This window comes from Phycisphaeraceae bacterium (assembly GCA_015709595.1).
Classification (GTDB): Bacteria; Planctomycetota; Phycisphaerae; order Phycisphaerales; family SM1A02; genus CAADGA01.
On the sequence record CP054178.1, the window covers coordinates 2374511 to 2398262 of the forward strand.

The 23752-nt window shown below is 67.0% G+C and carries 22 protein-coding genes; 15 read left to right on the top strand and 7 right to left on the bottom strand.

Annotated elements, in window-relative coordinates:
- The first annotated feature begins 9 nt into the window (after positions 1 to 9).
- From HRU76_10045 to HRU76_10055, 3 genes are read left to right on the top strand one after another with little or no spacing between them, the layout of a single operon-like run.
- The gene (locus HRU76_10045) at positions 10 to 1065 is read left to right on the top strand and encodes an AAA family ATPase (GenBank protein QOJ19165.1); all 1056 of its coding nucleotides are present in this window, start codon (positions 10 to 12) and stop codon (positions 1063 to 1065) included.
- Complete coding sequence (locus tag HRU76_10050; GenBank protein ID QOJ17902.1) at positions 1062 to 1991, top strand: DUF58 domain-containing protein; 930 nt, start codon at positions 1062 to 1064, stop codon at positions 1989 to 1991. Before HRU76_10045 ends, HRU76_10050 begins: the two co-directional genes overlap by 4 nt.
- Positions 1988 to 4018 carry a VWA domain-containing protein gene (locus tag HRU76_10055; protein QOJ17903.1) on the top strand — a complete coding sequence of 677 codons (2031 nt, stop codon included), beginning with the start codon at positions 1988 to 1990 and terminating at the stop codon, positions 4016 to 4018. Before HRU76_10050 ends, HRU76_10055 begins: the two co-directional genes overlap by 4 nt.
- A 5-nt stretch (positions 4019 to 4023) precedes the next feature.
- On the opposite strand, the gene feoB is transcribed toward HRU76_10055, so the two are convergent.
- The 3 genes from feoB to HRU76_10070 are packed head-to-tail and all read right to left on the bottom strand — an operon-like array spanning position 4024 to position 6918.
- On the bottom strand, positions 4024 to 6372 hold the full coding sequence (feoB, locus tag HRU76_10060; protein ID QOJ17904.1) for a ferrous iron transport protein B: 2349 nt from the start codon (positions 6370 to 6372) through the stop codon (positions 4024 to 4026).
- A gap of 29 nt (positions 6373 to 6401) precedes the next feature.
- The gene (locus HRU76_10065) at positions 6402 to 6635 is read right to left on the bottom strand and encodes a FeoA domain-containing protein (protein ID QOJ17905.1); all 234 of its coding nucleotides are present in this window, start codon (positions 6633 to 6635) and stop codon (positions 6402 to 6404) included.
- Entirely contained in the window at positions 6619 to 6918 is a 300-nt protein-coding gene (locus HRU76_10070; protein ID QOJ17906.1) for a ferrous iron transport protein A, read from the bottom strand. Before HRU76_10070 ends, HRU76_10065 begins: the two co-directional genes overlap by 17 nt.
- A 160-nt stretch (positions 6919 to 7078) precedes the next feature.
- Here HRU76_10070 and HRU76_10075 point away from each other — a divergent pair, with 160 nt between their 5' ends.
- The 5 genes from HRU76_10075 to recO all read left to right on the top strand — a co-directional run bounded on the left by HRU76_10075 (position 7079) and on the right by recO (position 10373).
- Complete coding sequence (locus tag HRU76_10075) at positions 7079 to 7633, top strand: ankyrin repeat domain-containing protein (GenBank protein ID QOJ17907.1); 555 nt, start codon at positions 7079 to 7081, stop codon at positions 7631 to 7633.
- A gap of 37 nt (positions 7634 to 7670) precedes the next feature.
- A complete protein-coding gene (locus tag HRU76_10080; protein QOJ17908.1) occupies positions 7671 to 8417 on the top strand; it encodes an enoyl-CoA hydratase/isomerase family protein in 747 nt (248 codons plus the stop codon).
- A gap of 2 nt (positions 8418 to 8419) precedes the next feature.
- Positions 8420 to 8752, top strand: a complete 333-nt coding sequence (locus HRU76_10085) for a hypothetical protein (protein QOJ17909.1) — start codon at positions 8420 to 8422, stop codon at positions 8750 to 8752.
- Between the two features lie 9 nt (positions 8753 to 8761).
- Positions 8762 to 9511 (top strand): hypothetical protein, encoded by a 750-nt coding sequence (locus tag HRU76_10090; protein QOJ17910.1) that lies wholly within the window; start codon positions 8762 to 8764, stop codon positions 9509 to 9511.
- A 61-nt stretch (positions 9512 to 9572) separates the two neighbouring features.
- Complete coding sequence (recO, locus tag HRU76_10095) at positions 9573 to 10373, top strand: DNA repair protein RecO (protein QOJ17911.1); 801 nt, start codon at positions 9573 to 9575, stop codon at positions 10371 to 10373.
- On the opposite strand, the gene HRU76_10100 is transcribed toward recO, so the two are convergent.
- Positions 10359 to 11657: an insulinase family protein gene (locus HRU76_10100; GenBank protein QOJ17912.1), complete on the bottom strand. Its 1299-nt coding sequence runs from the start codon at positions 11655 to 11657 to the stop codon at positions 10359 to 10361. The two genes, recO and HRU76_10100, sit on opposite strands and share 15 nt — an antisense overlap.
- A 6-nt stretch (positions 11658 to 11663) precedes the next feature.
- Here HRU76_10100 and serS point away from each other — a divergent pair, with 6 nt between their 5' ends.
- Positions 11664 to 13061, top strand: coding sequence for a serine--tRNA ligase (gene serS / locus HRU76_10105; protein ID QOJ17913.1), 1398 nt, complete (start codon positions 11664 to 11666; stop codon positions 13059 to 13061).
- Complete coding sequence (locus tag HRU76_10110) at positions 13061 to 13699, top strand: HAD family hydrolase (GenBank protein ID QOJ17914.1); 639 nt, start codon at positions 13061 to 13063, stop codon at positions 13697 to 13699. Before serS ends, HRU76_10110 begins: the two co-directional genes overlap by 1 nt.
- 63 nt (positions 13700 to 13762) lie before the next feature.
- On the opposite strand, the gene HRU76_10115 is transcribed toward HRU76_10110, so the two are convergent.
- From HRU76_10115 to tilS, 3 genes are all read right to left on the bottom strand, one after another.
- A complete protein-coding gene (locus HRU76_10115) occupies positions 13763 to 15043 on the bottom strand; it encodes a TlpA family protein disulfide reductase (GenBank protein QOJ17915.1) in 1281 nt (426 codons plus the stop codon).
- A 131-nt stretch (positions 15044 to 15174) separates the two neighbouring features.
- Positions 15175 to 15597 (bottom strand): hypothetical protein, encoded by a 423-nt coding sequence (locus HRU76_10120; protein ID QOJ17916.1) that lies wholly within the window; start codon positions 15595 to 15597, stop codon positions 15175 to 15177.
- 32 nt (positions 15598 to 15629) lie between these two features.
- Positions 15630 to 16754, bottom strand: a complete 1125-nt coding sequence (tilS, locus tag HRU76_10125) for a tRNA lysidine(34) synthetase TilS (protein ID QOJ17917.1) — start codon at positions 16752 to 16754, stop codon at positions 15630 to 15632.
- 80 nt (positions 16755 to 16834) lie between these two features.
- Here tilS and HRU76_10130 point away from each other — a divergent pair, with 80 nt between their 5' ends.
- From HRU76_10130 to HRU76_10150, 5 genes are all read left to right on the top strand, one after another.
- Entirely contained in the window at positions 16835 to 17410 is a 576-nt protein-coding gene (locus HRU76_10130; protein QOJ17918.1) for a hypothetical protein, read from the top strand.
- 306 nt (positions 17411 to 17716) lie between these two features.
- Positions 17717 to 18373, top strand: a complete 657-nt coding sequence (locus tag HRU76_10135) for a cytochrome c3 family protein (protein ID QOJ17919.1) — start codon at positions 17717 to 17719, stop codon at positions 18371 to 18373.
- Positions 18361 to 21630, top strand: coding sequence for a TAT-variant-translocated molybdopterin oxidoreductase (locus HRU76_10140; GenBank protein ID QOJ17920.1), 3270 nt, complete (start codon positions 18361 to 18363; stop codon positions 21628 to 21630). The genes HRU76_10135 and HRU76_10140 overlap by 13 nt, the downstream gene beginning before the upstream one ends.
- A complete protein-coding gene (gene nrfD, locus HRU76_10145; protein ID QOJ17921.1) occupies positions 21630 to 23120 on the top strand; it encodes a polysulfide reductase NrfD in 1491 nt (496 codons plus the stop codon). The genes HRU76_10140 and nrfD overlap by 1 nt, the downstream gene beginning before the upstream one ends.
- Positions 23117 to 23752 carry a DUF3341 domain-containing protein gene (locus HRU76_10150; GenBank protein QOJ17922.1) on the top strand — a complete coding sequence of 212 codons (636 nt, stop codon included), beginning with the start codon at positions 23117 to 23119 and terminating at the stop codon, positions 23750 to 23752. Before nrfD ends, HRU76_10150 begins: the two co-directional genes overlap by 4 nt.

Sequence of the window (23752 nt, forward strand, 5' to 3'; positions counted from 1 at the left end):
GTGCCGACCATGGTGAATCTTCCCACGCTGGACGCCTCGCTTGACGACGTGGCGGCGGTGCGCTCCAACTGCGCCGCCTTCCGCGACCTGTATGCGCGACTGAAGCAGGCCATCGCCACCGTCATCGTGGGGCAGGAAGAGGTCGTGGACCTGGTGCTCACCGCACTCTTCGCGGATGGTCACGTGCTGCTCGAAGGCGTGCCGGGGCTGGGCAAGACGCTGCTCATCCGCACGCTGGGCGAGGCGCTCACGCTCCGGTTCAGCCGCATCCAGTTCACGCCCGACCTGATGCCCGCCGACATCACGGGCACGAGCATCGTGCTGGAGGATGAGTCCACCGGACGGCGTGAGTTCCAGTTCCGACCGGGTCCCATCTTCAGCCAGTTGCTGCTGGCGGACGAGATCAACCGCGCCACGCCCAAGAGCCAGGCGGCTCTGCTCGAAGCCATGCAGGAACGATCGGTCACCATCGCGGGCCGCACGCACCCGCTGGAGCGGCCGTTCTTCGTGATGGCCACGCAGAACCCCATCGAGCAGGAGGGCACCTACCCGCTGCCCGAGGCGCAGCTCGACCGCTTCCTCTTCAAGGTGGTGGTGCCCTCCACCACGCGGCCGGAGATGAACGAGATTCTCCGCCGCACCACGACCACGCACGCCGCCCACGCCGCGCCCGTGCTGGACGGACCGCACATTTTGCAGGCGCAGCGGCTGGCCCGTCGGGTGGTGGCGGCTCCGCACGTGCAGGACTACGCCATCCGGCTGGTGCTGGCGACGCATCCGGGCGGGACGTACGCGCATCCGGACCTGTCGCGCGTGATTCGCGTGGGCGTCAGCCCCCGGGGGGCGCAGGCGCTCATCGCCGGCGCCAAGGTGCGGGCCTTGATCGACGGGCGATACGCCATCGCCTTCCGCGATGTGCAGGCCGTGGCCCACGCCGCCCTGCGGCACCGCATCATCCGGAGTTTCGAGGCCGAGGCGGAAGGGCTGACCACGGACGACATCGTGGATCGGTTGATCGACCTGGTTCCCGTCGAACCTGTCATCGCGACAAGCCAACAGTCATGACCACCTTCTCTCCAGCCGCCGCAACCCGTCCGCGTCGCGTGGACGACCTGATCGACAGCCGCCTCATGGCGCGGCTGGATCAGCTGGATGTCGTCTCGCGCAAGATTTTCGCCGGCAAACTGCAGGGAGAGCGGCGCAGCAAGAAGCGCGGGGTGAGCGTGGAGTTCGCGGATTACCGCCACTACACCCACGGCGATGACTTGCGCTTCGTGGACTGGAACATCTACGCCCGGCTCGACCGGCTCTTCCTCAAGATTTTCCTGGAGGAGGAGGATCTGTCTCTCATCCTCGCCATCGACGGCAGCGCCTCGATGGACTGGGGCAACCCCAACAAGTTCATCTTCTGCCAGCGGCTGGCCATGGCCCTGGGCTACATCGGGCTGTGCAATCACAACCGCGTCACGCTCTGCACGTTCTCCGGCGGGGGGCTGAACCGGCTGCCCAACCTGCGCGGCCGGCGCCGCGTGCAGGAAATGGGAAAGTGGATTCTTGATCAGTCGCCGGGCGGCCCCAGCCGGTTCGACGACTCGATGAAGACGCTGGCCCTCACCCGTCAGGGCAAGGGTGTCATGGTCATCCTGAGCGACTTCATGTTCAAGGAGGGGTACGAGAAGGGCCTCAAGTTCCTCGCCGGCGGCGGGTACGACACCTTCGCCCTGCAGGTGCTCAGCCCCGAGGAGATCGACCCAGGCAGGCACGGAATCACGGGCGACCTCCGTCTCACCGACGTCGAGGATGAGGACGTGGCGGAGGTCACCGTCAGCGCGGCCCTGCTCAAGCGGTACAAGGAAAACCTGGATGCCTATTGCGGCAAACTGCGCGAGTACTGCGTCCGCCGCAACATGATGCACCTGACCATCGACACGTCCATCGATCTCGACGTGCTGCTGCTGGATTACCTTCGCAAGCGGGGACTGCTGCGATGAGCGGGATCAACCTGATCGATCCGGTGGCGGGGGGTGTGCTGGCGGCGTCGGTCATTCCGCCGCTGATCCTGCTGTACTTCCTGAAGCTCCGCCGGCGGCAGCGGGTCATCTCCTGCACGCTGCTGTGGAAGAAGTCCATCGAGGATCTGCGCGCCAACGCGCCCTTCCAGAAACTGCGCAAGAGTCTGCTGCTCTTCCTGCAACTCCTCGCCCTGGCGCTGCTGGCTCTGGCGATCATGCAGCCGCAGCTCAAGTCGGGTCGGCGCACGGGCGGGCGGGTCATCATCATGATCGACAACTCCGCCTCCATGTCGGCCACCGACCTGGAAGGCGGGCGCAGCCGACTCGATGACGCCAAGGACAAGGCCAGGCGCCTGGTCGAGGCCATGCAGTCCGGGGGCCTCTTCGGCGGGACGGCGGATGAGTGCATGGTCATCGCCTTCAACGAGAAGGCGGAGGTGCTCTGCAACTTCACCACCGCGCGTCAGCCCCTGCTGCGGGCCATCGACGCCGTGCGGCCCACCGACCGGCGCACCGCCATCGATGACGCCCTCAAGCTGGCCCGCGCCCACACCACCATCACCGACCCGGACAACGAGCAGCTCGTGATGGAAGGCAAGCCCGGCACGATCGAACTGTTCTCCGACGGGGCCATCGCCGACTTCCAGCGACAGGTGCGTCGGGGTGAAACACTCAACTTCTATCCCATCGGCGCGCCCGACGCCGACAACGTGGCCTTCTCCAGCGTGGCGGCGGAGAGGCCATACGACAGTCCCGCCGCCATCCAGGTCTTCGCCGGGCTGGTGAACTTCAACCAGACGGGCGTTGAATGCACGGTGCAGATGTCCGTCAACGGCGACAGCAACGTGGGATGGATCCGCGTGGTTCGCATGGAGGCCGCCACGATCGACGCCTCCACGGGTCAGCTCGTGCCGGGGCGCAGCAACGTGGTTTTCGGCCCCTTCGAGCAGCCCGCGGCGGCGGTCATCGAAGTCGCCAACCTGCGGCAGGACGACCTGGCGGTGGACAATACCGCGTGGCTGGTCACGCCTCCCGCCAAGGCCTTGCGCACCGCGGTCGTGGCGCCGCAGTTGTCGCTCACGCACGACGCCTTCGCGGGCATGAAACTGCTGCAGACCAGCGACACCCTTTCCGGCGAACAGTTCGATGCGCTCGCAGCGGGTGGAAGCGGCGGAAGTGGTGGAGGCGGGGGGGCGGAACGCTACGACGTCATCATCATCGACCAGCACGAACCCAGATCCCTTCCGCCCGGCCGCTATATCAACCTCGGCTCGCGTCTGCCGATTGAGGCGCTCGCGATGGGAGAGCCGGTCGAGGGCTTCGAGATCGCAGACTGGACCCGTGAGCATCCCATCATGCAGCACGTCAACCTCGACAACCTGCTGATCCGGTCGCTCCGCCCGCTGGTCTCCGCCGACCGGGTGCGCGTGCTGGTCGAGGCCGGCAGCGGCACGCTCTCCGCGCCGGCCATTGTGGAGTACACCGCCGGCGGCGTCCAGATCATCCACCTCACCTTCCGGCCCGTGGAGACCAACTGGTTCTGGCACCCGAGCTGGGTGATGTTCATGGTCAACACCATCGAGTACCTGGGCTTGAGCGGGTCGGCGACGACCGAGCGCACGCTCTCGCCCGGCGATCCCATCATCACGCGGCTGCCCGCCGGCGCGACGGAGGTCCGCCTGCGAACGCCTGACGGCGCGTCGCACGGGCTGTCTCCGGACGACTTGAACGAGGTTTCCTGGGGACGCACCGATCGAGCCGGCTTCTACGACATCACGTGGAAAGCGGGCGGCGCGGACGGCAGCCGCCGCTTCGCCGTCAATCTGCTGGATGAGCCGGAGTCGCACATCACGCCGCGAACCGAACTGAAGTGGGGCGACGAGAAGGTCACGGGCGAGGGAGCCGCCGGCGGGCTGCAGACGCCGCTCTGGCCCTTCGCGATCGGCGTGTGTCTGCTGGTGCTGCTGCTGGAATGGTGGGTCTACCACCGGCGCGGGTACCGCTGACGGCGTCACGATGCGATGACCAGGCGCAGGGTCTGGTACGTCAGCACCGCGCCCACCCACGCCAGGGCCGTCATGTAGCAGAAGGCGAAGATGGCCCACTTCCATGCGGATTCGCGCGCGATGACCGCCACCGTGCTGCCGCACTGCAGGCAGAGGGCGAAGAAGACCATGATCGCCGCCGCCACCGGGATGGTGAACACCGGTTCTCCCGCGCGGGGTCCGCTCTCCCAGCGGGCGTTCCGCATCGCGGCGACGAGCGTGTCGGACTCCTCATCCACCTCGCTGCCCAGGTTGTAGATGATTCCCAGCGTTGCGATGATCACTTCGCGCGCCGGAAAACTCGCCAGCACGCCGATGGTGATGCGCCAGTCGAAGCCCGCGGGCGAGAAGATCGGCTGCACGGTCCGCCCCAGCCGCCCGAGGTAGCTGTGCTCCACGAAGGCGCCTTCCACGCTGTTGGACAGACGCGCGGCCAGCTCCTCGTCGAAGCGATCATTCGCGTCGGCGTCGTTCCGTTCGACCAGATCCGCCACATCGGCGGCGGGAAGAGCCATCTCCGCCGCCGTCTGGTCTATGAACCGCTGCGTCGCCGCCTGCTCCACCGATGCGGAGCGGGGGAAGTACACCAGGGCCCAGATGATGATCGTCATGGCGAAGATGATGGTGCCGGCGCGGCGCAGGAACGCCCCGCCGCGCTCCACCATGCGCCAGAGCACGTCGCGGAGCTGCGGCGTGCGGTAGGGCGGCATCTCCATCACGAAGGGGATGCGCGTGCCCCTGATGACCCACCGGTTGAGCGCCATGGCCACGGGAATCGCCACCAGCAGCCCCACGAAGTGCATCGCCACCAGCGTGAACCCCGCCCACCACGGTCCGTAGCGCGGCTCCACGAAGGCGCCGATGAGCAGCACGTAGACCGGCAGGCGGGCCGAGCAGGACATGAGCGGCGCGATGAGGATGGTGACCAGCCGGGCCTTGGGGTCTTCGATGGTGCGGGTGGCCATCACTCCGGGAATCGCGCAGGCGTAACTGGAGAGCATGGGGACGAAGCTCTTGCCGTTGAGCCCGCACCACGAGAACATCCGGTCCATCAGAAAGGCCGCCCGGGCCATGTAGCCGGTGTCCTCCAGCAGCGCGATGAAGAAGAACAGAATGAGAATCTGCGGCAGGAAGATGACCACCGAACCGACGCCGCCGATGACGCCGTCAGCGACGAGACTGGCCAGCATGGGCGTGGATTCGAGCCAGCCCCCCGCGATCTCCTGCATCCACCCCGTCAGCGCGTCGATGCCGTCCATCAGCGGTCCGGCGAGCGTGTAGATGGACTGAAAGACGAGTGTCATCAGCCCCACGAAGAAGAGCAGTCCCCAGACGCGGTGAGTGAGCACGCGGTCGGCGGACTCGCCGCGCGTGGGCTTGCGCTCACCGGGGTGAACGATGACGCCTTCGAGCAGTTCCGCGAGGCGGCCGTAGCGCAGCATGGCCTCGGCGCTGACGGGATCGAGGCCGTGCTGCTCAAGGTGCGTGCGGGCGCGGGCGATGGCGGCGTCGGCCTTCGACCTGGGCCAGCCCAGCCGCTCGGGGATGGCGGAGTGGGCGTCGAAAAGCAGACGAAGCAGCTCGACGCGGCTGACGGACGAGGCCTCGTTTCCGCCGAGGTCGTGCCTGATCGCGCGGTCAAGTTCCCCCACCGCCTGCTCCACCGACGCCGGCCACGGCATGGGGGCGATGCCGGGAGTGGAAGGGTTGTCAGCAGTCAGTTGGCGGTTGAGAGTTTCGGACGACGCCGCGCTCAGCAGCGCGTGAATCGCGCGCTTGAGTTCCTCGACGCCCTCGCCCCTGGTCGCGGTGATGGGCACGACCGGCACGCCCAGCCGCTGGGAGAGCAGCCCGGGGTCCACGGCCACGCCCTGCTCGCGGGCGCAGTCCATCATGTTGAGCGCGACCACCTGGGGGATTCCCGTGTCCGCCACCTGCGAGGCCAGGAACAGGTTGCGCATCAGGTTGGATGCGTCCACCACGCAGACGACCACGTCGGGCCTCGCCGTGCCGGGGATGCGGCCCATCAGCACGTCCAGCACCACGCGCTCATCCGCGCTGGCGGCGGCCAGCGAGTAGGCGCCCGGCAGGTCGATCACGGCGACCGATGCGTGGTCGCCCAGTTTCAGCGTGCCGAGTTTCTTCTCGACGGTGACGCCCGGGTAATTGCCCACGCGCTGCCGCGCCCCCGTGAGACGGTTGAAGAGCGTGGTCTTGCCCGTGTTGGGATTGCCGATCAGGGCGATCTCGCGCTGACGCTCGGGAGAGCCGTGGCTGGGTGACGAGGCGATCGTGGTGCCGGTCTGGTGCGTCATGGCTCGTTCAGCGACTCGTCTGCGCCGGATCACGCGGTTTCGTCGACCACGACCGTCGCCGCCTCGACCCGTCGCAGCGACACACGACCGGCAGGCCCTTCGATGGTGATGGGGTCGCCCAGCGGCGCCACGCCGACCAGGCGCACGCGACTGCCAGGCATGACGCCCATGGCCAGCAGGCGCTGAGTGAGCGGTGCGTCGCCGCGGATGGCGACGATGCGAGCAGCGCCGCCCTTGTTCAGCTGGTCAAGCGTGCGGGCCACGTCTCTTGGCCCCGAGCGAGCGTGCGAGGGCCTGCGACGCGGCATCCTCCTTCTCGCACCCGCAGCGGCAGATGGTCACGTCCCGCAGCAGCTCCCGACCGACCGCCAGGCAGCAGCCCTCAACGCGCAACATGGTCGGGTCGCAGTCGGCCATCACCTCCACCACGACCCCTTCCCGCAGTCCCATGCAGCGAAGACGCCCGGCCGAGCCGGAGCGATCGCCCACGGCGAGAATCTCGCCCCGGGCGCCGCGGGAAAGGGTGTCAAGCGTGCTCACCTGCACGGGAGGACTCTGAGAGGGGACACGGACTTGTTGAGACTCGTTCTCAACAACGTTTATCCTAACGGATGAAACGCCCTCGGTCAAACGGGATTGCAGCCCGAGGACGCGGAAGATGATGACAACCGCCAAGTCGAGGTTGAGGGATGCCGATAAGCCGTGCGTGAAGCGGTACTTCCCCCAGGTTCGACACCCGCGGCTGATCCTTGGCGCCATTGTACTGGCGGCGACGGCGTGCTCGCTGGCGCTCACCGCATGGAATCGGGGTCGTCAGGCCACGGAGCGACTGCTCATCGCCATCGAGGCCGCGGATGTCGCCGCGGTGCGTGACGCCATTGCAGCCGGCGCGGATGTCAACGATTCGAGGGAGGTCATCGATCCTCCGGTGCTGGGTCGGCGCTTCCGTGAAACGTGGAAGGGCGTGACGCCTCTCTATCGCGCCGCCGCCTGCGGCGAACCGGCGATTGTTCGGCTGCTGATCGACGCCGGGGCCGCCACCGAGGCGGTGATCGAGCCCCCGCGCTGGACGTCGCTGCATCGCGCGTGCCTGTTCGGTGATGAGCCGACCATCATCGCGCTGCTGGATGGCGGTGCATCCATTGACGTTCAGGATGGTCTTGGGCGCACGCCGCTTGACCTGGCGATGAAGCGACGGATGTTCTCCCGCCCCACGCTGGAGCGACTGGGGATGGCGCCGCTTCACACCGTCGAACGATGATCCCGGGATGATCCGCTGGCGTACAGTGGTCGCGCCCATGCTTATTCAACGCCGCGAAGATCACGTCGCGATCCTGTCGCTGAACGATCCAACGAAGCGAAACGCCCTGTCAATGGCCATGTTCGACGCGCTGGACGCGGCGTTGGAAACGCTGCGCCGGGATGCCGGGACACGGGTGATCCTGCTGCGCGGCGAAGGCCCGGCGTTCTGCGCCGGCTTCGACCTCGGGGCGGCGGTGGAGCATCCGGCGGTGATGAGCGTCTTCATCGAGCGGCTTTCAACGTTGCTGCGCGCGATCCGGCGCCTGCCTCAGCCGGTGGTGGCGTCGGTCCATGGCGCCGCGGTGGCCGGGGGATGCGCCGTGGTGTCCGCGTGCGATCTGGTATTCGTTGAATCGAGCACGAAACTGGGCTACCCCGTGCATCGCATCGGGTTGTCGCCCGCCGTCACGCTGCCGACGTTGATTCCCAAGGTGGGCGATGGGGCCGCGCGGGCTCTTGTGATGTCGGGTGAGTTGATTGACGGGGCAACCGCATGCCGAATCGGTCTGGCGTCGCACGTGATCTCCGGCGAGGCGGCGATGGGTGGCGCGGCGACCGATTTCGCGCGGGGTCTGGCCGCCAAGCCGCCCGGCGCGGTGCGCGCGACGAAGGCATGGCTCAACGAACTGGATGGATCGCTCGCTGACGATCATTTCGACCTGCCGGCGCGGGACTCCGCCCGCTTCGCGGACGACCCGGCCTCGGTCGAGCTGCTGCGCGCGGCGTGGCGGCGCGGGAGGTAGTCATGGAGGCGGCGCTCTGGGCGACAGGACTGATCGGCGGCGGCGTGCTGCTGGTGGTGATTCTGCTCGCGCCGCGATGGTGGCCGGCATGGATGGCCCTGCGCGAGCAGAGGAAGCGGCTTGCCTTCACCTGCCCCGGCTGCGGGTATTCGCGCACGGGTCTGCCGGGAGGCGGGGTGATCTGCCCGGAGTGCGGGCGGCCGCTGGAGCCGATCGACCCGCGCTATCACGTGAATCCGCGCCGTCGTCCGTCGTCGCCTTCATCCGAACCGGCGGGGCCGTCAGACGATTCCGCGACGGACGCACTGCATCCGCACGGCCCGTCTCGCGGATAGAGTTGACAGATGCTCAGGTGGATTCGTCGGCAACTCCGGCTGATGGAGTATTACTCCGCGACGCGCGAGCGGACGGCGTGGTCCCGCGCCGCGGACGCCACGCTGGCCTCCTCGCTCGTTCTGGCGATGCCCGTCACGTGGTGGTTCGATCATCGCATGGAGCAAGCGACGACCATCCACGGCGTCACCGGGCTGATTGAGCGAAGCGACCGGGGCGACCTGCTGGCCTACGTGAACGACCCGCAGGCGGACGCCACCGACTACGGCATTCCGCGCGATCGCATTCACGCCTACTTCACCGTGGAAGTGGATCGGCTGGATCGCGGGTTTCCCATGCGGACCTCGCAGATCACGCGCCAACCGATCATCATGGTGCGGCAGTTCCGCGACGCCAACGCCGTGTGGCGATCGACGGACGGTCCCCCGACGCCCGAGAGCGAGGCCGTGATGAAGGCCGTGCAGGAAAGCCCGCTGGCGCCGGCGGAGGCCATCCGGCAGCGCTGGGCGGAGGGCGACGTGCGCGAACAGGTCAACCACTGGTCCTGGGCCGCGTCGATCTTCCTGTGGTGGGTGGCGCTGTTCGTCGTGCTGTCGCTCGGGCTGCTGTTGACGCGCCTGGCCGTGGGCGGCGTGCTCTATGTGCGGGCGGTGCGGCGCAACGCGCTGGTGGCGGAAGGGCGCTGCCCCCACTGCGCGTACGACCTGAGGGGTCTTGAGTTCTCTCCACGATGCCCCGAGTGCGGCGAGCTGCAGACCTGAATCCGCCAGCCGCGGCACAAGCACGAATCGGCCGCGCACGTCGCTGACTACACTGCCGAGCGTGCCCACCGTCACCGACGAAGCCATCTGCATCCGGCACTGGGATTACTCCGAAACATCCCAGACGGTCGGGCTGTTCTCCCGCGATCACGGCGTGGTCCGGGGGCTGGCCAAGGGCGCCAAGCGTGAGAAAGGCCGCTTCAGCGGCGGCATCGACCTGCTGGCGCGGGGCGAGTTTGTCGCCATCATCAAGCCCGGGCGCGACCTGCACACCCTGACCGAGTGGACGCTGCTGGAGGTCTACTGGCCCCTGCGGCGCCACCTGGAGGCCCACCGGCTCGGACTGTTCATGGCCGACCTCATCCACCACATGGTGCAGGACCACGACCCTCATCCCGGCCTGTATCGCACGCTGGTGACGGCGCTCGGCGGGCTGGGAGACTCGGCCAATCATGGTCGTCTCACGCTTGCGTTCCTGTGGTCGCTGCTCACGGAGACCGGCTATCAGCCCTCGATTGAGACGCATGGTGAAGGCGATGCCGGAAACACCGACGGAGATGGACAGTCGGTGTACCTCTTCGCGCCGGAATCCGGAGGATTGATCCGTGGAGGCGACGCCGGACCACGCTGGCGCGTGCGGCGTGAGACAGTCGAGCTGCTGCGGCGCGTGACGACCGGCGCGCCCTTGCCGGCGCAGGACACGCCGGCCGTCGGCAGGGCCTGCCGCCTGCTGGCGGCGTATGTCCGGCACATCCTGGGTCACGAGCCGCCCACGATGTCGATGGTCTTTCCGGATCTGCAGACGCCGCGAACGTCATCCTCCGGCGATCCGACGAGGCGCGATGGATCATCCCGCCGGTGACAGCCGGGCCGTCAGCCGGGGCGTGAGCGGGTGCTTCGACGCCACGCGGCGCAGATCATCGAGCGTGACCATGTTGATGCGGGCCAGTTCATCCTCCAGCGATCGATACTGCCCCTGCGTCGTCCACATGTGGCCCAGCCGTTTCATGCGGCCCGCGGGGCGTTCGCCGGCGACCGTGACGCCCGTGGCGATCTTGCTGCGCACGCGCTGCAGGTCATCTTCGGTGAGCGAGGCGACCAGCCCATCGACTTCCTTCAGCACGACCCGCTCGACCTCGACGGCGTCCTCGGGCGAGCACGTGGCGAAGACGTACAGCTCACCCGTGTCATCGCGCCCGTCGTACTGGGCCTGGGCCTCCTCGGCCAGACCCGTCTCGATGAGCGCCCAGTAGAGCCGCGAGCCCTCGGAGTCGCCCAGCACCTGGGCCAGCATCATGGCGGCGTAGCGGTCGTCGTCGCGCAGCGACGGCGCGGGAGCGATCATCAGCAGGTAGTGGCGGTTCACCTTGTCGGATGTGCGATCAAGAGCGCCCTCACCGAACCGGATCGGCCGATACTCGCGCCTGGCCCCGGTCCGTCTCCACGAACCGCAGCGGCGCTCCAGCGAGGCGACGCGGGCGTCGAAGTCCAGCCGCCCCGCCAGGGCCACGACCATGTTGTCGGGCGAGTAGCGGTCATCAAAGTACCGCTGCATGGCGTCGCGCGGCAGGGCCGAGATCGTCTCGGGCGTACCCAGCACGCGATGACGCAGCGGGTGGTCGGGGTAGTACCGCTCCATCGCCTGTTCGTAGAGCACCCAGAAGGGCTGATCCGCGTACATGGCGATCTCCTCGAGGATGACGTTCTTCTCGAGGTCGAAGTCGCTCTGACGCAGCGCGGGGCGCAGGATGTCGGCGAGAATGTCCTCCGCCTCGTCCAGGTGCTCGGGCAGCACATGGGCCCAGAAGGCCGTCATCTCGTGACTGGTGAAGGCGTTGTAGTTGGCGCCGATGTTGTCGAAATGCTGATTGACCTCGTCCGCCGTCCGACGGGCGGTGCCCTTGAACATCATGTGCTCGAGGAAGTGGCTGACGCCCATGAGCGAGGCGTCCTCGTCGCGGGCGCCGGTCTTGACGTAGAACCCCGCGGCGGCGGTGTGCGCGGCGGGGTCCACCTCGGCGATGATCGTCAGCCCGTTGGGCAGCACGGCGTGTCGGAAACTGAGCGGCATGGTGGCGGAGTGTAGGAACGCGCGGTCGATGGGCGAGCCGGTCGTCTGGCTCCGATCGGCCTGCCCCAATACCATCGACCCATGATCGACCTGAAGGATCTGCGATCCAACCCGCAGAGGTACATCGACGGCGCCCGCGACAAGGGCATTCCGGTGGACATCCACCGGCTGCTCCAACTGGATGAGCGGCTTCGCACCCTGCAGGTGGAGGCCGACAATCGCCGCGCCGAGCAGAAGAGGATCGGCAAGGAGCTCGGTCCGCAGATCGGGCGGCTCAAGGGCCAGTTGAAGGCCGCCCAGGGCGCGGAGCGCGACGCCATCGAGGCGCGGATCCGTGAGATCGAGCGCCGGCCCGTCGAGCTCAAGACCGAGATTCAGGCGTTCGAGGATCAGGCCGCCGCGCTGCGCCCCGAGATGGAGTCGATCCTGCTGCAGGTGCCCCTGCCGCCCGACCCGGATGTGCCCCGTGGCGCCTCATCGGAGGACAATGTTCAGATCCGTACGTGGAACCCGGCATGGTTCAACCCGGCGAGGTCGTTTGAACAGAACAAGGGCTTCGCGCCGAAGACGCACATCGAGCTCATCCACGCGCTGGGGCTGGTGAACTTCGAGCGCGCGGTCAAGATGGCCGGAGCGCGTCACTACGTGCTCACCGGCGACGGAATGCGCCTGCATCAGGCGGTGCTTCGCTTCGCCTTTGATTTCATCACCGAGAAGCAGGGGTTCACGCCCATGTCGGTGCCGGTCATCGTGCGCGAGGAGTGCATGGTGGGCACCGGGTTCTTCCCGGCGGGACGTGAACAGGCATATCACATCGAGGAATCAAAACGCGGCTCCGGGCAGGATGTGTTCCTCACCGGCACCGGCGAAGTCGGCCTGATGGGCTATCACGCGGATGAGATCCTTGATGGGAGCCAACTGCCGCTGAAATACGCCACTGTCTCAACCTGCTTCCGCCGCGAGGCGGGGGCGGCGGGCAAGGACACCGCCGGGCTGTACCGCATCCACCAGTTCGACAAGGTGGAGCAGGTGGTCATCTGCAAGGCCGACCAGGCCGAATCGCGCCGCTGGCACCAGACCATGATCGGCATCGTGGAGCAACTGCTCCAGCAACTGGAGATTCCCTACCGCCTGCTGCAGTGCTGCACCGGCGACCTCGGCCCCAAGAACGCCGACATGATCGACATCGAGTCGTGGATGCCCGGACGCGGGCCGGAAGGAAAGGACGGCCGCCCAACCGGCGCGTACGGCGAGACGCACTCCGCCAGCCGCCTTTACGACTTCCAGTGCCGGCGGCTCAAGCTGCGGTACAAGGATGAACGGGGGGAGAACGTCTTCTGCCATTCGCTCAACAACACCGTGCTGGCCAGCCCGCGCATCCTGATTCCGATCCTCGAGCTGTACCAGAACGCCGACGGGTCGGTGACGGTGCCCCGGGCGCTCGTGCCCTACATGCACGGGCGCGAGCGGATCGGTTGATGAGCCGGACGGACCTGGTCATCTTCGATTGCGACGGCGTACTCGTGGACAGCGAGCCGATCTCCAACCGTGTGTGGTGCCAATGCCTGCGCACGCTGGGTTGGGACCTGGACGACGCCGCGTCGCACGAGATGTTCGTGGGGCGGTCGATGGCCGACTGCGTGCGTCTGGTCGAGGCGCGGCTGGGGATCACGGTGCCCGAGTCGTTCGTGCCGCGGTTCCGCGAGGTGAGTTTCGAGGCGTTCCGGCGCGAACTCAAGCCGATTCCCGGCGTGCGCGAGGCGATCGAGGCGATTCCCGCGCCGCGATGCGTGGCATCCAGCGGGCCGCACGACAAGATCCGGCTCAATCTCACCATCACCGGGCTGATCGATCACTTCGAGGGTCGCATCTTCAGCGCGGCGGACGTGCCGCGCGGCAAGCCGCACCCGGACCTGTTTCTGCATGCGGCGACGTCGCTGGGCACGCCGCCGACCCGATGCGTTGTCGTCGAGGACAGCGTGCCGGGCGTGCGAGCGGCCATCGCCGCGGGCATGCGCGCCCTGGGGTACGCGCGAAGCGCGAACGCCGCCGCCCTCACGAAGGCAGGGGCGGAAGTGTTCGACGACATGGCGCAATTGCCCATGCTCGTGCGCTGAATGAAAAGGCCCCGCGATGTCGCGGGGCTAGAGGGGGCACTTTCCGATCGATGCGGCTGAACGTCAGTCCTTCTTCTCGATCACCGGGCCGGGCGTGGCGAGCTTGGCTTCCTTGAGCAGGCCGTCGATCATCTCGGCCTTCTTGGCCAGGGGTGTGCCGGCGGGATGCAGGCCGTTGTAGCGCACCTTGCCGTCGGCGCCGATGATGGCCACGTGCGGAATGCCGCGCACGCCGAAGTCGGGATTGAAGACATTCTGCTGGCTGAAGGCGACCTGCCAGGTCATCTGCTTGTCGGCCATGAACTCCTTCATCAGGGCGTACTCCTTGTCGGGGTCGCCCGCGGTGTCGATGGGCGGCGCGTTGCCGGGGTAGTGCTTGCCCTGCAGCGACGTGACGCCGAGGATGACCACGTCATACCCCTCGTAGCGCTCCTGCAATTCGCGGATGTTGGGGAATGACGCGATGCACGGGCCGCACCATGTGGCCCAGAAGTCAATCACCACCACCTTGCCCCTGAGGTCGGCGAGCGTCCTGTGCTGGCCCGCGCTGGTCCATGTGAAGTTGATGGCCGGCGCGTCATGCCCGATCAGTTCGCCGCGGGCGTAGGCGCCGTCAAGGAAGGCGACCTGTGAAAGCATCCGCTCCTTCATCTGCGGGTTGGCCTGCTCCTCGGCGGCCTTGGCGAAGTGCGTCTTGAGGTTGGAGCGCACCGCCTCGCTGACCGCCTTGTCAACGGCCTTGCCGGCCCGGTTGAGCGCGACCACCACGTTGACGCCCTCGTTGAGCCGCTGCTGCGACAGTTCGCCCTTGTAGAACGACGCCAGGTGCGTGAGCTGCTTGCTCAGCTTGGCGAGAATGTCCTCTGACACGAAGCCCAGGGCGCCGATCGGCTGAAACGCGCGGCCTTCGTTCATGGCGGCATCGAAGCCGGGATGCTCGAACATGGCTTTGAGCGTGTCGAGCTGGCCCTGCTCGTCCAGGGCGAAGTCGAACTTGAGCGACGCCGCCACCGCGCCGTCGGCGCCGCGGTCCTTGAGCAGTTCCTCCAGCCGGGCGTTGAACGCGCCCTTGACCGAGTCCGCGTTGCGAATCCAGCCGGGAACCGTTCCGATCGCCTCGGGGCTCATCTCCGCGATGGAGAGTTTGCTGAACGCCTCCTTGATCTTGTCGTTCATCTGGGCGGCGCGATCCTCGGGCGTCGCGGCGCTGTACCAGTTGAAGAACGTCTGCACCGCCTGCCGGACATCCGTCGTGGTGGGCGGATCGAAGGCGAGCGTGGGGGAGGCGAACGCGATCGTCGCAGCGCACGCGGCGCTGAGCAGCCAGGAACGTCGATGACTCATGGAGTTGATCCTTCTTGATCAGGATGGTGAGAGACGCCGGTGATTCTACACTCGTCCCGCCGGGATTATTCCTGATCGCGCCGACGAATGACGAATGGCGGCCGGTTGATGATCGTACCCGTCGCGGCTGGTCAGGTTGCCCGGATCGGCTCACCCGTCGCCGCCTGACGGAGTCTGGCGAACGTCTCGTCGGAATACACATCTCGTTTGCCGAAGCCGGGATACGCGCCGGCCTGCTCCGCCTGCCGCTGGGCGTCAGGGTAGTTGGAGATCAGCATCATCCGCACGCCGGAGCGGCTCTGCGCAATCGAGCGGATCAGGTCGATGCCGCTCTCCGTGTCAAACCCGCTTTCCAGAACACGGTTGATGAGCAGCAGCGCGTCAGGCCCCATCAGGCGGGCGAGCGTCGCCTGGTCGTCCGCGCTCTGGATGATCGCGCCAGGCAGCGCGCGGCTGACCGCGCCGCGAAGCAGGAACGAATCCGGTCCGCAGTGGCCGACAAGGATCACGCGGGGTGCGGAATCTGCGGGGGTGTTTCGTGGAGGATTCGGCATGGGTGGTTCATGTCGCCGGGGGGCGTCGGAATCTATCGGTCCAGTTTCTCGACTCGGAGCATCACGTGCTTGGATGTGATCGACAGTTGAAGGTTTCCCGGCCAGTTGAACGAGCGCGGACGGCGCTGAACATCCGCGATCGCCTCGGCGGCGGCATCGAGATGGCGTCGGGTGGGCGCCGCCGCCGCGTTCATCGTCGCTGCGGTACGGCGCAGCCCCGCCATCACGATCGCGGGCGGGGCGGCGGCAAGCGCCGCCCGGGACCACGACGCGCAGGACGCCTCGCCGAAGAGGCGCCGGACGCTCTCGTCCATCGACCGGCGCCAGGCGCCGACTGCCTGGGCGGTCGCGGCGACGTGCTCCGCCGCGCCGGGCCAGAGCGTCTCAATCCGGGGCATGATCGAGTGCCGCAGCATCGCCCTGGCGCGGTTCGCGTCGCGGTTGCTCGGGTCGTCGCGCCACGTCACGCCGGCGGCGCGGCAGAGTTCCTCACACGCCGCACGGCGCACGCCCAGCAGCGGTCGAATCAGCGACACGCCGGTGGCGAGGTTCCGCCGCCAGGGCATGCCGACCAGCCCGTCCAGGTCGCAGCCGCGGAAGAGATGCATCAGCACGGTTTCGCATTGATCATCGAGGTGATGGGCCGTGGCGACGGCGCAGGCGTCGTGCTCGCGCGCCACGCGCGCCAGGGCCGCGTAGCGGCGCCGTCGCGCCAAGGCGAGCAGGTTGGTCGAGTTCGGTCGGGATCGGCCTCCGATGCGGCGCTCCAGGCGTACATGGGCTGCGGCAAAGGGCAACTCGAACCGGGCGGCGAGATCACGCACGAACGCCTCGTCATCATCCGCCTCCCGCCGCAGATGATGGTGAACGTGGACGACAATCGGCTGAATGCGGGACGACTTTCGCTGCGCGAGCGTGGCGGCGGCGAGCAGGAGCGAGGATGAATCAGCCCCGCCGCTGACGCCGAGAACGACGCGTGAGCCGGGCGTCACGCCGCAGGGGCCGTGCAGGGCCTTGGCGAAGGCGGTGATGAGGGGATGCCGTCGTACACGGATGGAGAGCGGGGAGGACGTGTTCGGACGCCCGGCGTCAGCGATGGCTTTCCCCTTTCGGAGAGGGGGAGTACCGGCGCGGGCGGCTTGTGCGCGGCGGGGCATTGCGGGATGATACGAAGAAGTGTTCACTCACACCGAACGCCTCCAGCAGTGACCGAGTGACTTCACACGCGAGAGTGTTTATGTTGTTCGTCGCCCCCATGGAGATGACCGAATCGCCCCGGATGGAGGTCATTCTGGGGCTGGTGGCGATCATCCTGGCGCTGGCGGCGGCGTTGATGGCGCTGGTGTGGTTGTCGCTTCGGGCGCGGTCGTCGAACCCGACGCGTACGCCGCCCGGTCCGGGCGGCGGTACGTCGAGCCGATCGTCATTCATCACGCCGGATCAGATCGACAACCTGTCGGCTCGTCTGGACGAGAGTACGAGCGACATCGTGCGTCTGGAGGATCGAATACGTCGGCTGGAGTCGATGCTGTTGGAGGACGATCCGCGGATGCGGTCATCGAGTGATGAGGTTTCCGTCGCTGACGCATCGCCGCCGACAGCCGTTGCGGTGTCGAGCCACGGTGTGACGGGAGGCGCGGACGCTGCGGGAAGCCCAAACGCGGTCGAGCCGAAGACCCGTGACATTCTTCGGTTGGCCGAGGCGGGCTACACGCCCGTCGAGATTGCGCAGCGGCTGGACGAGACCACGGGAACGGTTCAACTGGTGTTGTCGCTGCACCGATCAAGGGCGTCCCAGGATGACCACAGGTGACGGGATCCAGCGGCGTAGAAGGGGGTGATGGCGACGTGCGGGTGTGCGTTTGCGATGCGCCGGAATCCTCGATCCCGTCCATCCGTGTCCATCCGTGCCGACCCAAGCCCGACGGTGAACCTTTCCCGATTTCACACCCCGTTGCAGGCGGCTGGGGTTTCTGGTATTCTTCCGCCCTGTTCGCGGCGCTGGGCGGTAGCGGGCTTCCGGCGCGGCGGTTTCCGTCGGCGCGTTGCCTCATCTTGATCCGCCCTGAAGGGGGCGATACCATCCGGTGCGGTTGACTTTGTGAAAAAAGGTACAAGCGTGTCCCACTTCGTTTTTCCCAAGTGGACGAATGCCCTTCTCCCGATGATCGGGGTGGGTGTGCTCGCCGCCCCGCTCTACGCGGTGGGGATGGTGTGGTTCGGCTTCTCGCCTCTCACCACGGATGTCGGCTACGCGCCGGAGCAGCCGGTTCCTTTCTCGCACAAGGTTCACGCCGGTGACCTGGGCATCGACTGCCGCTACTGCCACAACACCGTGGATCGGGCCGCCAAGGCCGCCATCCCCCCCACCCAGACCTGCATGAACTGCCACGTGGGCATTCGTCCGGAAAGCCAGCGTCTGGCGCCGGTTCGACAGAGTTTCGAGGATGGAACGCCCGTCCTCTGGCGTCGGGTGCATGATGAGCCGGACTACGTGTATTTCAACCACGCCGCCCACGTGAATCGCGGGGTTTCGTGCGTGGAATGCCACGGCCGGGTGGACAAGATGGAGGTCGTCTACCAGTACGCCTCGCTCTCGATGGGCTGGTGCCTGGAGTGCCATCGGAATCCGGATCTTCGGCTGCGGGAACCGAAAGACGTGTTCAACCTTGGCCTGAACGTCGGTGATGACGTCGCCAGGGCCGAGTTGGGACGGATGATTCGCGAACGTCACGCCATCGACCCCTCGACGGACTGCTCCACATGCCATCGATGATGCCGACCACGACCGACGCCAAGATGGGTCGCGAGTACTGGCGCAGTCTGGACGACTTCGCCCAAAGCCCCCAGTTTGTCGAGCTTGTCCAGCGGGAGTTTCCCTCGCTGCTCGATGACGTGGTGACGCCCGCAAACCGTCGGTCGTTCCTGAAACTCATGGGCGCTTCGCTGGCTCTCGCCGGCGTCGGTCTGGCTGGCTGTCGTCGCTGGCCGGATGAGAAGATCGCCCCGTTCGCCCACAGGCCCGAGGGCTACGTGCCCGGCGAGCCGGCCTATTTCGCCACATCCATGGATCTGGGTGGCGTCGGATGCGGCCTGATCGCCACCAGTTTCGACGGGCGACCCATCAAGGTCGAAGGCAACGAGCGTCACCCCATCAACGGCGGGTCGGTGACGATATCCGGCAAGACCTTCTCCGTCGGGTCATGCGACGTCTTCGCCCAGTCAGGCATTCTCGAGTTCTACGACCCCGAGCGCAGCCGCGATGTCGTTCGCCGAACGCTGGAAGGCGATCGCCCCAGCGCCCGAGCGGCGGGTCTGGATGAGTTTCTCTCGTGGGCGAAGGCGCACTTCGCGTCGCTCAAGGCCAATCAAGGTGCGGGGCTGGCGATTCTGTCGCAGGCGGATTCGTCACCGTCACTCCATGACATGAAGGCGCGGGTCGCCGCCGCGTTCCCCAAGGCGGTGTGGCACGAGTACGAGTCGATCTCCCGCGACAACGAGATCGAGGGCGCTCGCCTGGCTCTGGGCAACGCCTACCGGGCCCATTACGCGCTCGACAAGGCGGACGTGGTGGCGTGTCTCGATTCCGACCTGCTGGTGGCGCACCCGGCGAGCGCCAAGCACGCCCGCGACTTCGCCTCGCGGCGTCGGAGCATCGACAAAACCATGTCCCGGCTGTACGCGGCGGAGGGCGTGCTCTCGCTCACCGGCGCCAACGCCGATCACCGGCTGGCGATCAAGTCGCGCGACGTGGCGTCGCTGACGTCGATGCTCATCGCCGCGCTCGCCCGCGAGGGCGTCACGGTGCTGGGGGGCGAGGCGATTGGCTCCGTCAAGCCCGTGCCGGGCGAGCAGGTCGCCGCGTGGGTGAACGCCGTCGCCAGGGATCTGGCCGCCGCCATGCGGGCGGGCGGGTTTTCGCTGGTCGTGCCCGGTCCGCGGCAGCCGGCGGCGGTTCACGCGGCCTGTCACGCCATCAACTTCGCTCTTCAGAACGTGGGCCGCACGGTCCACTTCACCGCCGAGCCGGAAGGGGCGAGGCAGTCGCACATCGCGTCGCTCAGGGCGCTCACCGAGGCCTGCACCGCCGGTTCGGTGCAGACGCTGCTCATCCTGGGCGGCAACCCGGCGTACGACGCGCCGATCGACCTGGGCTTCGGCGAGGCGATGCTCAACGTCGCCACGTGCATCCACCTGTCGCTCTACGACAACGAGACGAGTCAGCGCTGCGACTGGCACGTGAACGCCGCCCATACGCTCGAATCGTGGGGCGACACGCGGGCGTGGGATGGCACGGTGGCGCCGGTGCAGCCGATCATCGAGCCGCTTTACGACGGGCTGACCCCCGCCGAGATGCTGGCGGTCGTGCTGGATGACGAGGTGAAGGACGGTTATTCCATCGCCCGTCGCTGGTTCAGTTCTCTGCATGGCGAAGGCATGGGCTTTGAAGCGGCGTGGCGCAACTACCTGCACGACGGCGTGCTGCCCGGCAGCGCCTGGAAGCGCGAGGACGTGCGGCTTTCGACGCGCGATTGGCCCGCGGCGCTCTCGCGGCTGGCGGATGCCGGCGCCACGCAGGAGGGCGATGAAGTCGTCTTCACGCCCGACCCGGCGATCTACGACGGACGCTTCGCCAACAACGGCTGGCTGCAGGAGCTGCCGGACCCCATCGGCAAGATTTCGTGGGACAACGCGGCGTTCATGAGCCCGGCGATGGCCGAGCGCCTCGGTGCTCGCGGCAACGACCTTGTGGTGATCGACTCGCCCACGGGCGGCAACCCGCTTGAGATCGCGGTTCACATCATTCCCGGCATGGCTGACGGGGTGGTCAACATTCATCTCGGCTATGGCCGCACCGCGGCGGGACACATCGGGACGGGGGTGGGTCGAAACGCCGGTCTGCTGCGCGGGTCGCAGGGCATGGGCTTCGCTGTCGCCCACGTGGAAAAGGGTCGCGGCACGTATGAACTGGCGACGGTGCAGGACCACCACGCGATGGACTCCAAGGTCACGCGCCAGGGCGTGCAGGATCGCCTGCCCATGCTCGTGCGGCAGGCGCGGCTGGACCGCTACGAGCAGGTGGGCAAGGACGCCTTCTTCGACGAGAAGCACGTTCACCTGCCGCCCATCGTCTCGTTGTGGGATGAGTACAACTACGAAGCGAGCGGGGCGCACCGCTGGGCCATGGCGATCGACCTGCAGACCTGCATCGGCTGCAGCGCCTGCATGATCGCCTGCCAGGCGGAGAACAACGTGCCCATCGTGGGCAAGGATCAGGTGCTGTTCGGACGCGAGATGCACTGGATCCGTGTGGACCGCTACTACAAAGGCCGGGACGTTCACAACCCCGAAGTGGTCTTCCAACCCGTCACGTGCCAGCACTGCGAGAACGCCCCCTGCGAGCAGGTGTGCCCGGTGGCGGCCACCACGCACGACAAGGAGGGGCTGAACGTGATGGTGTACAACCGCTGCGTGGGCACGCGGTACTGCTCGAACAACTGCCCGTACAAGGTGCGGCGCTTCAACTTCTACGACTGGCACGTGGAGGATCCCCGCGCCGAGGGGTTGCGCCCGCCTCGCGTGGACATCCCCGACGTGGTGCATGACAAGGCCTTCCGCGGCGGCAGCGAAGTCAAGCGCATGGCGTTTAATCCGGATGTCACGGTGCGCCCCCGCGGCGTGATGGAGAAGTGCTCCTTCTGCGTGCAGCGCATCAACCGCGTCAAGATCGAGGCCAAGAACGCCTGGGTCAAGGCGGGCGGGACCGGGAGCGGGTCGTCGCGGTACGAAATCGCCGACGGCGCGGTCACCCCCGCGTGCGCCCAGGCGTGCCCCACGCAGGCCATCGTGTTCGGCGACCTGCGCGACCCCGGCAGCCGGGTGTCGGCGCTGTTCAGAGATCCGCGGCAGTACTCGCTGCTCGAGGAACTGAACACCAAGCCGCGCACGCGGTTCCTGGGCAAGGTGCGAAACTACAACGCGTCGCTCAAGCCGATTCCGGCTCATGGTGACGCAGAGGCGGCAGGCCACTGATGAGCACACTCACCACCGACATCTCGCTCGCCGGAGAGAAGGACAACACCTTCGACGATCCGGGACGCCGGGCCCCGCTCATCGTCGGCGGGCACGACTTCTCCAGCATCACCGACGCGGTGTGCCAGGTGATCGAGCGTCCTCGCCCCACGCGGGCGTGGTACGTCTGCTTCGGCATCTCGGTGGCGGTGCTCACGCTGCTGGGCGCGATGATCGGATACCTGATCTTCGCCGGCACCGGCATCTGGGGCATTCAGAACCCGGTGATGTGGGGCTTCGCCATCGTCAACTTCGTGTTCTGGGTCGGCATCGGCCACGCGGGCACGCTGATCTCCGCGATTCTCTTTCTGCTGCGTCAGAAGTGGCGCACGTCGATCAACCGCGCCGCGGAGGCCATGACCATCTTCGCGGTCATCTGCGCCGGCACGTTCCCTGGCATCCACATCGGGCGCGTGTGGCTGGCCTACTGGCTGTTCCCGATTCCGAACCAAATGGAGATGTGGCCCCAGTTCCGCAGCCCGCTGCTGTGGGACGTGTTCGCGGTGGGCACGTATTTCACGGTGTCGCTGCTGTTCTGGTACGTGGGCATGATTCCCGACCTGGCGACGCTGCGCGACCGGGCCACCACCAAGGTGCGGCGCTTCGCCTACGGACTGTTCTCGCTGGGCTGGATGGGCGCCAACCGCCACTGGCACCGGTATGAGCGGGCGTACCTGATCCTCGCCGCCCTGGCCACCCCGCTGGTGCTCTCGGTGCACTCGGTGGTGTCCTTCGACTTCGCGGTGTCGCAGCTTCCCGGCTGGCATACGACGATCTTCCCGCCCTACTTCGTGGCGGGCGCCATCTTCTCCGGCTTCGCGATGGTGGTGACGCTGGTGATCCCGGCCCGGGCCTTCTTCGGGCTCAAGGACATCGTCACGCTGCGCCACCTGGAGAACATGAACAAGATCATCCTGGTGACGGGCACCATGGTGGGCTACGCCTACGCGATGGAGTTCTTCATCGCCTGGTACGGCGGCAACATGTATGAGTCGTTCGCCTTCATCAACCGCGCCTTCGGGCCGCACTGGTGGGCGTACTGGATCATGGTCTCATGCAACGTGCTCAGTCCGCAGGTCTTCTGGTTCAAGAAGATCCGCACCAGCATCCCGGCCATGTTCATCGTGACGATCTTCGTGAACATCGGCATGTGGTTCGAGCGGTTCGTGATCGTGCTGTCGCTGGAGGCGGACTTCCTGCCGTCCTCGTGGGGCATGTACACGCCGACGATCATCGACATCCTCACGCTGATCGGATCGTTCGGTCTGTTCTTCACGCTGTTCCTGCTCTTCTGCCGGTTCATTCCCTTCATCGCCATCGCCGAGGTGAAGGGCGTTCTTCCGCAGGCCAACCCGCACTTCTACGACCAGCACCACGCCGCCCCGGCCTCGGGACACGGCGCCGGGCACGGGCATGATGGTCATGCGGGCAAGGAAGGAGGCCACGCATGAGCGCGACCACCACCCACGCCCACGCGCACGGCCACCACGCGCCGACGACGAAGGCCGCTCCGGCCAAGGTGACGTACGGCCTGCTCGCCGAGTTCGAGAACCCCGGCGTGCTGTACCACGCCGCCGAGAAGGTGCGCGACGCCGGATACCAGAAGTGGGACTGCCACACGCCCTTCCCCGTTCACGGACTGGACAAGGCGATGGGCGTCAAGATGACGAAGTTGCCGATCCTGGTGTTCACGTGCGGACTGACCGGCTGCATCCTGGGCGTGCTGCTGCAGTGGTTCACCAACGCGGCCAATGAATCGCTCACCATCTACGCCCCGATGCCGGTGACGCCCTACCCGTTCCAGATTTCGGGCAAGCCGCTCTGGTCGCTCCCGGCCAACGTGCCGGTGATCTTCGAACTGACGATTCTGCTCAGCGCCTTCGGCGCGGTGTTCGGGATGCTCGGCATGAACCGACTCCCGAGGTTCGCGCATCCGCTGTTCACCAGCAGGCGATTCCTGCGAGCCACCTCGGACAAGTTCTTCATCGCCATCGAAGCTACCGACCCCAAGTTCCGACTCGATGAGACCCGCGCCCTGCTTCAGAAGGCCGGGGCCGCGGCGGTGGAAGTGGTGGAGGATTGA